A 12,690-nucleotide genomic window follows, 5' to 3' on the forward strand; every position below is an offset into this window, starting at 1 on the left:
CTTGCGCGAGGGCCCCGGTCTTTAGTCAGCTGAAAGAAGGTGACGTATCAGCGATGCGGCGTCGCCAGCTCGGGAACTGGCGCCGGCACTGGCGCGCCGGTGGTCTTGGACGCTGCCTGGCGATTGGCCGCAGGCGAGCAGAAACGGTTCTTGCCGGCGCGCTTGGCTTCGTACAACGCGTAGTCGGCGATATTGATCAGGGCGTCGACCGATTCGGCGTCGTCCGGATAGATACTGATGCCGATGGATGTCGACAGGCGCAGTGTCAGGTCGTTGATGAAGAAAGGCTCGGACAACGCTTCCACCAGCTTGGCTGCCGGACCTTGCGCATCGGGCAGGCCGTGGATATCGCCCAGCACGACCATGAATTCATCGCCACCCAGGCGGGCAACGGTGTCTTCCTTGCGCGAACTGGCGAGCAACCGCTGCGACACGGCTTTCAGGATCTCGTCGCCATACGCGTGGCCATAGGTGTCGTTGATCGCCTTGAAACCATCCAGGTCGAGATACATGATCGCGGCCTTGGCATGGGTACGGTTGGCATGCTGCAGCGCCGTCTCGATACGGTCTTCGAGCAAGCGACGGTTCGGCAGGCCGGTGAGGGCGTCGTGCAGTGCCAGTTCTTGCTGGGCCTTCGAGTACTGGGCCAGCTCCTTGTAGAGCAGGCGTACTTCGAGCATGTTATGGATACGCTTGTGTACTTCGAGCAGGTCGAACGGCTTGCTGATGAAGTCGCGAGCGCCGGCTTCGAGCGCAGCAATCTTGAAACTTGGCTGGGCCGTCAGGGCCAGAACCGGCAGATAGCCACCCTGTTCAATTTCCTTGAGGCCTTTCATGACCTGGAAGCCATTCAGACCTGGCATTTGCAGGTCGAGCAGAATCAGATCGTAATTGTGTTCGCGATGGAGCGGGCACACCTGCTCCGGCAGCATGGTCGAGCTGACGCAGGTGTAGCCTTCTTCGCGCAATATCTCTTCCATCAGCTCGATATTGTCGGGCGAATCGTCTACCACCAGGACTTTGGCGTTCAAAATGTCTTGTCTGCTCGGCATGCTTATCTCTTTATCGAAACTGGGCGGCGCCCCATTTCGGGGTGGAATCTAACGATACCTTACCTCTAATTAGTGTATCAAGGACCATAAAATTTCTTGTAGGACAGCGCCGCGTCAGAAGGTAGGAACATCATCGACTAGGGCCGCGGCCGCTTTCGGCGAGCATCGGCACAGCCGGCGGCGTGCTGACCATGCCGATTGCCGCCATCAATTCGCTCTGTTCGACCGGTTTGGACACATGGGCCGAGAAGCCGGCCTCGAGCGCCTTCAGGCGGTCTTCGGAGCGTGCAAACGCCGTCAGCGCGATCGCCGGAATCAGGCCGCCGGCGTCGCGCGGCAGGGCCCGGACCCAGGCGAGAAACTCGAGGCCGTTCACATCGGGCATGCCGAGGTCGCTGATCAACAGGTCGGGCGGGCTCGCGCGCAACTGCGCCATGGCGTCCTGTGCGCTGCCGGCCAGTCGCACCTTCGCATGGCAATCGGACAGGATGCGGGCGATCAGCTCGCGCGCGTCGCGGTCATCGTCCACCACCAGCACCGACATGCCGCGCATGTCGCGCACCATGGCCTCGGGCGCCGCCTCCGGGGCGGCAGGCAAGGTGGCTTGCGCCATGTCCGGCAGCGAGCCGGCATCGCTGCCGGCTGGCCGCGATGAGCGTGGCATGCTCGACAGCGCTGCCGGCAGTTCGATCGTGAAGCTCGCGCCCTGGCCAGGGCCCGCACTGTCGGCGCGCACCGTACCGCCATGCTGTTCGATCAGGTGTTTCACGATCGACAAGCCCAGACCCAGGCCGCCATGGCTGCGTGTCATCGAGGCATCGCCCTGGCGGAAGCGCTCGAACACGTGCGTGATGAATTCGGGCGCGATGCCCGAGCCGGTATCGCGGATCGTGATGGCCACCTGGTCGTCGTGGTACCCCAGCTCGATCGTGACCAGCCCGTCCCGGGGCGTGAACTTGATCGCATTCGACAGCAGATTCCAGACCACTTGCTGGAGCCGCCCAGGGTCACCGGCGACGGACGGGATGGCGACGCCTTCGGGATAGCGCCGCTCGATGCGGATGCCCTTGGCGTCGGCGGCCGGGCGCACCGTTTCGATGGCCGCGTCGATGAAGCTGCCCGGGGCCAGCGTCTGCATGTCGAGCAGCACCTTGCCGGACGTGATGCGGCTCATGTCGAGCAGGTCTTCGATCAGCTGCGCCTGGGCGCGCGCATTGCGCTCGATCGTCGACAGACCGCGCTGCAGGTCGGCGCCATCGCGGCTGCCGCGCCGCAGCACCTGCGACCAGCCGAGAATGGCCGACAGCGGCGTGCGCAGTTCGTGCGACAGCGTGGCCAAAAATTCGTCCTTCATCTGGCTCGTGCGCTCGGCTTCGGCGCGCGCTTCGCGCTCGTTTTCGAGCAGCACCTTGCGTTCTTCGGCCGCGCGGCTGGCCACTTCATACAGGCGGATGTTATCGACCGCGATCGCAGCCTGCGCCGCGATGCCGCTGACGATGCGTTCACTGCGTTCGGTAAACACGTTCGGTTCAGGGTGCCCGAAGAACAGCGTGCCGAGCAGTTCGCCCGAGCGCGCCATGACTGGCACGGTCAAGTAGCTGCGCACCGACGGTTGGCCGCTCGGCAGAGCGAAGTGCAGCGCGCTGCTGGCCTGGACCGGATCGGCTGTCAGGTCGGCCACGCGCTGCAGGCGCGTCGTGCGCAGGCCAGGGCCGAACAGTGCGCTGGCGCCCGGTTCGGCGAAGTCCTGGAACTGGGCTGACGTGGCGCCCGACAGCGTGTACAGCGAATACAGCGTGCCTTCGCCATCCTGGCCGTAATGGACGAAGGCGGCAAAACGCGCGCCGCAGACGCCGCCGGCGACATCGGTGGCGGCCTGCATCACGGCGCGCAGATCGCGCGTCGAGGCCAGCATGCTGCCGGTGCTGTTGAGCAGTTCAAGCACGTGCGATTCGTCGCGCAGCGCCTGCTCGGCGCGCTTGACCTGGTCGACGTCGGTATTCGTGCCGAACCAGCGCACCACGCGGCCGTCGCGGTCGTGCACGGCTTCGACCCGCGTCAGGAACCAGCGGAAATTGCCGTCGGCGCCGCGGATCGGAAATTCCATCTCGAATGCCGTGCCGGTGCGCACCGATTCATCCCAATGTTCGAGCACGGCAGGCAACACCGCCGGGTCATACACTTTTTTCCAGCCCCAGCCGGTCGATTCTTCGGGCGTGATGCCCGTGTATTCGTACCAGCGCTCGTTGAACCAGACGATCGAGCCGTCCGGATCGGCCATCCATGCCAGTTGGGGAATGGTATTGGCCAGCGCGCGCAATTCTTCTTCGCTCTGGCGCAGGTGGTCGTCGGCCGCGCGGCGGGCGCTGATGTCCTGCGCCATGCCCGTCATGCCCAGTACGCCGCCGCCGTCGACGGCGCTGGCGTAATCGGGGCGGCCGACCAGGGCCACGCAGCGCGCGGCGCCGCCAGCCAGGTTGCCGCGCGGGAGCAGCCGGCATTCGAGATCGAGGTCAGTGCCCTGGGAGAAGGCGGCCAGCACGGCGCGCCGCACGACCTTGCGGTCTTCGGGTTGCAGCCGCTCGCGCAGGCTTGGCCACGCCAGCGCAACATCGGCCGGCAGGCCGAGGATCTCGGCCGCGCGCTCACCGAACGTGACGCGATCGGTAGCCGCATCCCAGCGCCAGTCGCCCAGGCGCCCGGCCGCGATCGCCAGTTGCAGGCGGTTGTTGTTGTCGATTAACGCCTGCTGATCGAGCTTGCGCGCCGTGATGTCCTGGAAATACAGGGTCAGGCCTTCAGGGGACGGGTAGACCCTCATGTCGAGCCAGGCATTCAGGCGGCGGTAATAGAATTCGCGATTGACCGTAACGCGCTGCTCCATTGCGCGCACGCAATCGAGGGCCACCGTCGTGCCGTGCAGGTCCTCGAACTCATCCCACAGCCTGGCCCCGACCAGGTCGCCACGCCGCTTGTTGAGCGGCTCGACCATTTGCAGGGCTCGGCCATTGATATAGGTGATGTTCCAGTCGCGGTCCACCGCGCAAAAGCCATCCGTGAGGCTTTCGAGCATGTTTTCCATGCGCTCGGTGGCGCGCTGGAGCGCCTCTTGCGCGGCGACCAGATCCTGGCCGGACACGTCGCGGGCAATGCTCATGTCGGCCTCCGGAGGAAGCGCGCGATGGTGCGGACGTGTTGTGATGAAGAGTTCATGCCGGGGTTGCCATGCGCCCGAAGCCGGGCAGGATGCGTTTCATTGTAGACCAGCCGGGCGGGTCCGACTCACACTTTGTGAGCGCGGACCGTTTTGCCCGTCGATCAGCGTCGGCCCGGCTGACGCACTACCTTGGCCAGCGCATCCTGCAACTGGTCGATTTCATACGGTTTTTGCAGCGACTGGTACGGGAACTCGAGGTGCCGCAACAGCGTGTCGCCGTAGCCCGACGCGAAGATGATCGACAGCGCCGGGTCGTCGCCGATGGCGCGCTGCACCAGTTCGACGCCGGACATGCCCGGCAGGCTGACGTCGGAAAACAGCACGTCGTAGCGCTGGCTCGCCAGCAGCGTCAGGGCATCGTCGGGATGCGCCACGCCATCGGCTTCGTGACCGAAGGCCTTGAGCATCTCGCACACCAGATATTGCGAGTCGACATTGTCTTCGACGACCAGGATGCGCAGGCCTGCATCGTCGACCGCTTCCTGGGCCGGCTGCACGGTCGCAGGGGCCAGCGCAATCTGCACACCGCGCACGGTCCCGGTTTCATCGCGCACCGGGGACAGGCGCAGGTCAAAACGGTTGTCCGCGTTGCCGTCGAGGCGGCGGAAGGTCAGGGCGGTGTCGGCCAGCACACCTGCCTCACCACGCCAGGCTGCGGCCAGCGCCGCACCGGCAGCAGCCAGTGGCGGCGGCATGACCGGCGGGACCGATCCACCGGGTACGCGACCATAGCCAGGACCGGCCAGGGCTGCGTAGGCCTCATTGAACACGAGGACCGTTTCCGGTCCCCATACCAGCAGGGTCGGGAGCGGCGAATTGAGCAACAGATCGCTGCACAACCGCAGCGGCAACGGCCAGCGGGCGGCGTCGCCCAGGGCGGTCGTGCTCCAGTCGTAGGAAGCGGTGCTCCGGGCGGAAAGGTCGAGGTCGGGCATGGATTGTTGTAAAAACGAAAATATTGGCGGCATCCTACACCAAACAGGATGCACCTGCTCGGGCAACCGTGCGCGCAAAAAAAAGCCCGCTTCGTAAGAGGCGGGCTAAATCTATTTCCTAGGAGGAGAATAGAGGAGACAGTGCAATCATGCTGCATTGCGTCAAATCAGTCCAATTTATATTTCCAATACCTGTCATTGCTTTAATCAATATCCCGGGAAAGTTGTCAAGAACTGCGTTGTGGCGTGTGCGCACTTGGTGCGAGCGAGAAAATGTTCTACGATGGCAACTATGCCACCTTCCTCGTTGTATGTTTGCGCCTTTGCCGCACTGTTGTCGACCGCATATTCCCTTGATGCAAGCGCGCAGGACGATTCGGGCGCGCTGCCGTGGGCAGATTACTCGCTCGAACAATTATCCGATATCGCCGTGACGTCTGTATCGCGCCAGAGCGAGCCGCTGGCGCGCGCGGCAGCGTCGGTATTCGTGATCAGCGCCACGGACATCGCACGCTCGGGCGCGACCACGCTGCCCGAAGTGTTGCGGCTGGCGCCGAATCTTCAGGTCGCCCGTGTGAATACCCACGAATACGCGATCAGCGCCCGCGGATTCCTGTCGCCCCAGGCCAACAAGCTGCTTGTCATGATCGATGGCCGCAGCGTGTATTCGCCGCTGTTTTCCGGCGTGGTCTGGGAAATGCAGGATGTGGCGCTGGAAGACGTCGCGCGCATCGAGGTGGTCAGCGGGCCGGGCGGTACGGTGTGGGGTACGAATGCCGTCAACGGGGTGATCAATATCATCACACGCAGCGCGGCCGAGACCCACGGCGGCGTGGTCACTGCATATGCCGGGCCGGACGAGCGTGGCGCCGGTGTTCGCTACGGCGGACAGTTCGAGAACGGACCGCACTGGCGCGTGTACGCCAGGCAAGCGCGGATCGAAGCCGATCGCAGCGAGCCGGCTGACGGCGCCGACAATCGCATGGCGCGCGAGCAGGCCGGTTTTCGTCTCGACTGGGAAGGCAGCGAGCACGATGTAACGCTCAGCGGAGACGTATATGACGGGCGCTTGCGCAACACGTCCCTGTTGGCGAGCGGGACGATGTCCGGCGCCAATCTGCGTGCAGAGGTCGAGCGCGATCTTGCCGACGCCGGCAAGTTGCGCATGCATGCCTGGCTTGATCACACGCGCCGCAGCAAGCCGGGCGTGGGGATGCAGCAGATCGACACGGTCGACGTCGAGGCCCAGCATCTGGTGGGCTTCGGTGCGCATGGCGTCACGTGGGGTGGCGGGTATCGCCACAGCCGCGACCAGATCGACGGCGGGCCCGTGTTGCGTTTCTCACCAGCGCGCCGCAACCTGCGCTGGTCGCACCTGTTCGTGCAGGATGAGTTCGCCCTGACGCCGGCGCTGCGCGCCGTGGCCGGGATGCGCGTCGAACACAATGTATATACGGGCAGCGAGTTGCTGCCCAATCTGCGGCTGGCGTGGGACGCGAACGACCATGCGACGCTGTGGGCGGCCCTGTCGCGCACGGTGCGTGCACCGTCGCGCATCGACCGTGATCTGTTTGTCATTAATCCGGCCTCGCCGCGCCAGTTTTTGATTGCCGGCGGCGCCGACACAGTCGCGGAAACGGCGCGTGTGGCCGAGCTGGGCTTCCGCGCTCAACCCATGCCGACGCTGTCGTATTCGGCCACGCTGTTCTATACCGACTTCGAGCGGCTGCGCTCGCTGGAGCCGTCAACACCCGGCGTAAGGTTACCGTACGTCATCAACAGCCTGGGCAAGGGCAATTTGCGCGGCATCGAATTCTGGGCCAGCTGGCAGGCCGCGCGCGGCTGGCGCCTGCACGCCGGCGGCTTGCTGCAGGACGTCGACATGGGGCGCGAGCCGGCCAGTCGCGACACCACGGGGTTGTCCTTCTTGGGTGGCAATGATCCCAACCTGACCTGGACCCTGCGCAGTGCGCACGATCTGAGCGAACGCGTCTGGGCGGATTTTTCACTTCGTTACGTCGCACGGCTGCCGCAGCTGGCCGTGCCAAGTTATCATGAGCTCGACGCGCGGATCGCGTGGCAAGTGCGTCCCGATCTCGAGCTCGCCCTTGCCGGGCGCAACCTGTTGCATGCCCGCCACGCCGAATTCGTCGCGGCAAGCAGCCGCCAGTTGCTCGAGCGCACGGTGTTTGCCAGCGCCACGCTGCGTTTTTGACGTGCGAATGGATTTCATGACTATCAATCAACCAGCTTGTCTGCCGCGCCGCAGGGCGTGCCTGGCCTTGATGCTGCCGCTGCTGGCAGGCCTCAGCCTTGGCCTGCCTGCGCACGCGATCGTGGTCGAGACTGCGCCCGCACTCGAACGCCGCGTCAAGGCCGCTTTCCTGTACAAGTTTTTGGGCTACGCCGATTTCCCGGCCGGCTCGTTCGCCGATGCAGCGACGCCGGTGAGCATTGGCGTGGTCGGCGCTGACGATATGGCGGCCGAGCTGACCCGTATTGCCGCGGGCCGTCTGGTGGCCGGGCGCATGATCACGGTGCGCGCGCTGCGCGAGCAGGATCTGGCACAGCCGCTGCACGTGTTGTTTGTCGCCGGCCAGGATGATGCGCGCGCCGCACGCCTGCTGCGCGCCGCCAATGCACAGCTGACCGTGACCGAATGCGACGGCGGACTGCGCAGTGGCAGCGTCATCAACTTTACGATCATCGACGATCGGGTTCGTTTCGACGTCTCGCTTGACGCGGCGGAAAAGAAGAATGTGAAGCTCAGTTCGCGCCTGCTGACGGTAGCGAACCGTGTTCAAAAAGGAGCCACGTGATGTCTATGCACGATACCGGCTCCGTGCGCAGCAAATTGATCCTCATGGCGGTGTCCACCACCGCAGTGGCGTTGCTGTGCGCGGGTATCGCCATGCTGTTGCTCGACCTGCGCACCTTCCAGCGCTACTGGATCGACGACCTCACCACCCAGGCCGACATCGTCGCCAGCGTGACCGCACCTGCGGTCTCGTTCAACGACCCGGTCGACGTGGCGCAGAGCCTGACCCTGTTGCGGGTGCGCCCGCAGATCGTGGCCGCGGCCGTGTTTACTGCGAATGGCACGCGCTTTGCCACCTACGTGCGCGCCGGCGTCAAGGCCAACCTGCCCGAGCAACCCGAGCCGGCCGGCTACCGCATCGAGCGCGGCGAAGTTGTCCTGTACCACGACATCGTCGAAAACGGCGACCGGGTCGGCACCGTCTACCTGCGCTCGCGCTACGGCGTGCTCGACCGGGCCCTGAGCTACGGCGCGATCCTGGGCGGTGTGCTGCTGGGCGCCCTCGTGATCGCCGCCATCGTGGCCTCGCGCCTGCAGGCCTCGATCACGCGGCCGCTCGAAGCGGTGACCGATATCGCGCGCCAGGTCATGCTGCGGCGCGACTTCAGCCTGCGCGTGCCGGGGCACCAGAAGGGCGAGATCGGCGTGCTGGTCGAAGCCTTCAACGACATGCTGGCCGAGATCGGCCGCCGCTCGGACGCGCTGCAGACCGCCAACCGTACGCTCGAGCACGAGATGGACGTGCGCCAGAAGGCCGAGGGCGCGCTGATCCTGGCCGATCGCCGCAAGGACGAATTCCTGGCGACGCTGGCGCACGAATTGCGCAATCCGCTGGCGCCGATCCGCACGGGCCTGGATATCCTGCGCATCCGCAGCGGCGACGCCCAGGCCACGCAGCGCGCGACCGACATCATGGAACGCCAGCTGCGCCAGATGGTGCGTCTGGTGGACGACCTGCTGGACGTCTCGCGCATCAATACCGGCAAGTTCACGATCAAGATGGGCCGCGTGGAACTCAAGGCCGTCGTCAACGATGCGCTCGAAGTGGTGCGCTCGTACATCGAGCTGCACGGGCACGAACTGGTGCTCGAATTGCCCGATCGCCCCGTGTTCCTGCATGGCGACGCAACGCGCCTGGCCCAGGTGCTGTCGAACCTGCTCAACAATGCGGCCAAGTACACCAACCGGGGCGGGCGCGTCGTGCTCAAGGGCGAAGTGGACGAGAACACCCTGATCCTCGAAGTGGCCGATACCGGCATCGGCCTGGCGCCGGAGATGCTCGACTCGGTGTTCGACATGTTCGTCCAGGTCGACTCGACGCTCGAGCGCAGCAATGCCGGCCTGGGCGTGGGCCTGTCGCTGGCGCGCAAGCTCGTCGAACTGCATGGTGGGACGATTACGGCGCACAGCGAAGGCCTCGGCCATGGCAGCCGCTTCGTGGTGCGCCTGCCGATCGTTGTCGAACCGGAGCCGCCGACCAAGCCGACCCCGGCCGCCTTCATCAGCGCCGAGAGCTACCGCATCCTGCTGGCCGACGACAACGTCGACTTCGTCAACAGCATCGGCGCGCTGCTCACGGCCATGGGGCACAGCGTGGTCATCACGCACAACGGGCCCGATGCGCTGGCGGCTGCTGCGCGGTTCTGCCCGGACTACGCCTTCCTGGATATCGGTCTGCCGCACATGTCCGGATACGACCTGGCGCGCGGGATCCGCAAGCTGCCCACTGGCGCGCTGACCGTGCTGATCGCCGTCACGGGCTGGGGCCAGGAGAAAGACCGCCAGCTGGCGTTCGAGTCCGGCTTTGACCACCACATGGTCAAGCCGGTGCGCTTCGAGCAAATCGAAGAGATTCTGGGTAGCCGCAGCATCATCAAGAAGCTGCGTACCTGAGTGTGATGCGTCGTCTGGCGGGGCGGGGCAAGCCTGTCCTCCAGATGACGTGGTGATGTTGTCGCAACCTTAAAGGCGCAGTCAGTGTTATCTGTTGATGACGCTGATAGCAATGCGAAACAATTGTTCCGGCAAAATAATTCGCTGTCCATCCAACGCCCAGCGCCAGCCCAGGTAATTGGGCAGGTAGCGCGACGCCACGCCGCGAAAGCCCTGTAGCCAGGTCTTGAAACGCTGATGGTAGGCATTCACGTTCTGCACATGGATAGCAAGATTGCCCAGTCGCCTCGCACGCACACCGGCGCGCAGGTTGACCGTCTCGTGCGCGATCCTGTGCTTGCGTGCAAAGGCGCGGTAGGCGGCGTGGCTATCACTGACCAGCAACGCCTGTTTATCGAGCCTGGGCAGCAAGTTACGATCGAGTTGCGCAGCCGTGAGTGCACCGCGGCCAGTCACGGCATCGACCGTGCGCCCTTCGCGGTCGCGCACGACCAGGATGCAGTCCAGTTCGCAGGAAATGCCCGGTTTGGCAGCGCGGCCGCCGCGATGGCGCGGTGCCCGGTCAAGTGTGCGTGAACCTTTTTGTGATTCGAGCAGAAATGTTTCGTCGGCCTCGACAATGCCATTGAGGACTGCGGGCCGGTCGAGCTTGACCCAATGCAGGAAACGGTGGCGCCATCGAAAGGCCGTGTTGCGGTGTACGTTGACCCGGTCTGCCGCCTTGCGTACGGGGAGTGAATCGAGCAGCGTCTGAGAATACGCGAGCCATTTGGCCTTGAGCCTCAGCCGCGCCAGCGGGGTACCGGTCAGGTCGTTAAAAGTGCGGCCGCAAGCGCAGCAGCGATAGCGCTGCAAGTCGTTGGCGAACCCGTGCCGGTAGCAACGCTCGTTGCCGCATCTGGGGCAGCAGCGGCCTGGCGCTCTGGATTCACTGATGAGTGCGACTACCTGATCGAGCCCGGCTGCAGGATGCAGGGCATCAAGCACCTGCCGGCGCTGCGGCTGATTCAGCGAAGGCAGTTTTGCAAACCAGCCCTTGAAACGCGGCGCTTTCATGATCGACTCCTGACGCTGTGGACAGGGGTTGGACCACTGGACTGCTCGTCAGTTCAAGCTAGTCTCTATTTAACGCTGACTGCGCCACCTAAAAAACCAGGACGCAAAGAAAAATGGCTCAGAATTTCTTCTGAGCCATTCTCTTGAAACTTTGGTGCGGCTGGCAGGAATCGAACCCACGACCCCTTGGTTCGTAGCCAAGTACTCTATCCAGCTGAGCTACAGCCGCCCGAAGCACGCATTATAGCAGCATGTATCGGATTGGCAAAGTCTGCCGTGTTTCAATGTGCTCGCGTGCAGGTAATGTCTTCGGTCATCTAAAAGCAGCAGAAACTGTCGCACAAAAGAAAAATGGCTCAGAATTTCTTCTGAGCCATTCTCTTTGAAACTTTGGTGCGGCTGGCAGGAATCGAACCCACGACCCCTTGGTTCGTAGCCAAGTACTCTATCCAGCTGAGCTACAGCCGCCCGAGGCACGCATTATAGCGGGGTGTGGCGATCTTGGCAAACGCGTATCGGGAGATTGTTTTGCCGGCGTCGGCGGGGCATCAGATTCGCCGCAGCGTATCGATGATGACCGCATCGTTGGGATTGCCCAGCACCGTCTCCAGCAGTGCCATCGGCACCAGGTGCACGGCCTGGCTTTCCCAGCCCATCAGCGCCGGATTGCCGCCCAGGCGCCGCGCCAGGTAATAGCGCGTGAGCGTCTGCGTGCGCCGGCAGTCGATCAGGTGCCGGACGATCTGCACGCGCAGGCCCGATTCCTCGAATGCTTCGCGGATGGCCGTTGCCTGCAGGCTGATGTCCGGGTCGACACGGCCCTTGGGGAAGGTGGCGTCGTAACCGCCGAAGGCGTTCGAGGGCGCGACGGCCCACACGCGGCCATCGTCTTCCACGATCACGACGCCTGCAGCTGGCGCAAACCCCGTTGGCACGACAAAGGGCGGCTCGTCGATGACGGCCTGGCCAGGGACCATTTGCCAGTCGGCGTTGCTGCCCGGAATATCGAGCCATGGTGCAAACGGCACATCGTTCAGCGATGGGGGCAGTGCGCCGAGTGGAATCACGGTGGCGATGCTTGCCGGGTCATCCCAGGTGGCGATGGCCGTGGGCGCCGAAGGGTGCGCGAGACATACCGGTGCGCCATGCTCATCGGGTTGGGGATGGAAGGTGGTCATCGTCGGGAAGTATATTGGGAGTAGCGTGTAACACGAGCCCAAATGCAATAAGGGCACTTCTTGCGAAGTGCCCTTATCTTGAAAAGGTTTGGTGCGGCTGGCAGGAATCGAACCCACGACCCCTTGGTTCGTAGCCAAGTACTCTATCCAGCTGAGCTACAGCCGCCCAATGCGAGCATTATAGCGGGCAGTGAGCATCTTGGCAAAGGGTGATTATGCTCACGTGATGCTGATTCATCTGCCAGATTAGGAGGGGCTCTGTCGGAAGCCATATTCCGCCAGACATGTCCATCAGTCTGCAACAAATACCGCGACCAAGAAAAAAGGCCAGATCTCGCGATCTGGCCTTTCGTATTTTCTGGTGCGGCTGGCAGGAATCGAACCCACGACCCCTTGGTTCGTAGCCAAGTACTCTATCCAGCTGAGCTACAGCCGCCCGAGGCACGCATTATAGCAGTGACATTTTATTTCTGGAAGACTCAAATTATTTCACGGCAACAAAGACCTCTGGTAGATTGGTCGCAGCGCAAATCGATCGGAT

At 63.7% G+C, this 12,690-nt stretch carries 8 protein-coding genes and 4 tRNA genes; 3 read left to right on the top strand and 9 right to left on the bottom strand.

What is annotated here, in order from left to right:
* Positions 1 to 47 precede the first annotated feature (47 nt).
* From AC1MGT_RS20955 to AC1MGT_RS20965, 3 genes are all read right to left on the bottom strand, one after another.
* Positions 48 to 1,052 carry a response regulator gene (locus tag AC1MGT_RS20955; RefSeq protein ID WP_499501908.1) on the bottom strand — a complete coding sequence of 335 codons (1,005 nt, stop codon included), beginning with the start codon at positions 1,050 to 1,052 and terminating at the stop codon, positions 48 to 50.
* Between the two features lie 130 nt (positions 1,053 to 1,182).
* The gene (locus AC1MGT_RS20960) at positions 1,183 to 4,209 is read right to left on the bottom strand and encodes an ATP-binding protein (RefSeq protein ID WP_499501910.1); all 3,027 of its coding nucleotides are present in this window, start codon (positions 4,207 to 4,209) and stop codon (positions 1,183 to 1,185) included.
* Positions 4,210 to 4,370: 161 nt separating this feature from the next.
* Positions 4,371 to 5,204 (bottom strand): response regulator, encoded by an 834-nt coding sequence (locus tag AC1MGT_RS20965; RefSeq protein ID WP_499501911.1) that lies wholly within the window; start codon positions 5,202 to 5,204, stop codon positions 4,371 to 4,373.
* A 283-nt stretch (positions 5,205 to 5,487) separates the two neighbouring features.
* Between AC1MGT_RS20965 and AC1MGT_RS20970 the strand changes: the two genes are divergently transcribed.
* From AC1MGT_RS20970 to AC1MGT_RS20980, 3 genes are read left to right on the top strand one after another with little or no spacing between them, the layout of a single operon-like run.
* Entirely contained in the window at positions 5,488 to 7,419 is a 1,932-nt protein-coding gene (locus tag AC1MGT_RS20970; RefSeq protein WP_499501913.1) for a TOL_0244 family TonB-dependent receptor, read from the top strand.
* Between the two features lie 16 nt (positions 7,420 to 7,435).
* Positions 7,436 to 8,023 carry a TOL_0243 family YfiR-like periplasmic protein gene (locus AC1MGT_RS20975; protein WP_499501914.1) on the top strand — a complete coding sequence of 196 codons (588 nt, stop codon included), beginning with the start codon at positions 7,436 to 7,438 and terminating at the stop codon, positions 8,021 to 8,023.
* Entirely contained in the window at positions 8,023 to 9,915 is a 1,893-nt protein-coding gene (locus AC1MGT_RS20980) for a sensor histidine kinase, YfiR-like protein-associated (protein ID WP_499501915.1), read from the top strand. The genes AC1MGT_RS20975 and AC1MGT_RS20980 overlap by 1 nt, the downstream gene beginning before the upstream one ends.
* Positions 9,916 to 10,002: 87 nt before the next feature.
* On the opposite strand, the gene AC1MGT_RS20985 is transcribed toward AC1MGT_RS20980, so the two are convergent.
* The 6 genes from AC1MGT_RS20985 to AC1MGT_RS21010 all read right to left on the bottom strand — a co-directional run bounded on the left by AC1MGT_RS20985 (position 10,003) and on the right by AC1MGT_RS21010 (position 12,585).
* The gene (locus AC1MGT_RS20985; protein WP_499501917.1) at positions 10,003 to 10,971 is read right to left on the bottom strand and encodes an IS1595 family transposase; all 969 of its coding nucleotides are present in this window, start codon (positions 10,969 to 10,971) and stop codon (positions 10,003 to 10,005) included.
* 152 nt (positions 10,972 to 11,123) lie between these two features.
* Positions 11,124 to 11,200 (bottom strand) — tRNA-Arg (locus AC1MGT_RS20990).
* Between the two features lie 162 nt (positions 11,201 to 11,362).
* Positions 11,363 to 11,439 (bottom strand) — tRNA-Arg (locus AC1MGT_RS20995).
* Between the two features lie 80 nt (positions 11,440 to 11,519).
* Positions 11,520 to 12,149, bottom strand: a complete 630-nt coding sequence (locus AC1MGT_RS21000) for an NUDIX hydrolase (RefSeq protein ID WP_499501918.1) — start codon at positions 12,147 to 12,149, stop codon at positions 11,520 to 11,522.
* 89 nt (positions 12,150 to 12,238) lie between these two features.
* Positions 12,239 to 12,315: transfer RNA gene (locus AC1MGT_RS21005), tRNA-Arg, on the bottom strand.
* 193 nt (positions 12,316 to 12,508) lie between these two features.
* Positions 12,509 to 12,585 (bottom strand) — tRNA-Arg (locus AC1MGT_RS21010).
* Positions 12,586 to 12,690 lie beyond the last annotated feature (105 nt).

This window comes from Telluria sp. BA11 (assembly GCF_056680305.1).

Excerpts from the sequence above, each read along its gene's own strand:
- AC1MGT_RS20955 (WP_499501908.1), bottom strand. The coding sequence starts at position 1,052 with ATGCCGAGCAGACAAGACATTTTGAACGCCAAAGTCCTGGTGGTAGAC.
- AC1MGT_RS20960 (WP_499501910.1), bottom strand. The coding sequence starts at position 4,209 with ATGAGCATTGCCCGCGACGTGTCCGGCCAGGATCTGGTCGCCGCGCAA.
- AC1MGT_RS20965 (WP_499501911.1), bottom strand. The coding sequence starts at position 5,204 with ATGCCCGACCTCGACCTTTCCGCCCGGAGCACCGCTTCCTACGACTGG.
- AC1MGT_RS20970 (WP_499501913.1), top strand. The coding sequence starts at position 5,488 with ATGGCAACTATGCCACCTTCCTCGTTGTATGTTTGCGCCTTTGCCGCA.
- AC1MGT_RS20975 (WP_499501914.1), top strand. The coding sequence starts at position 7,436 with ATGACTATCAATCAACCAGCTTGTCTGCCGCGCCGCAGGGCGTGCCTG.
- AC1MGT_RS20980 (WP_499501915.1), top strand. The coding sequence starts at position 8,023 with ATGTCTATGCACGATACCGGCTCCGTGCGCAGCAAATTGATCCTCATG.
- AC1MGT_RS20985 (WP_499501917.1), bottom strand. The coding sequence starts at position 10,971 with ATGAAAGCGCCGCGTTTCAAGGGCTGGTTTGCAAAACTGCCTTCGCTG.
- AC1MGT_RS21000 (WP_499501918.1), bottom strand. The coding sequence starts at position 12,149 with ATGACCACCTTCCATCCCCAACCCGATGAGCATGGCGCACCGGTATGT.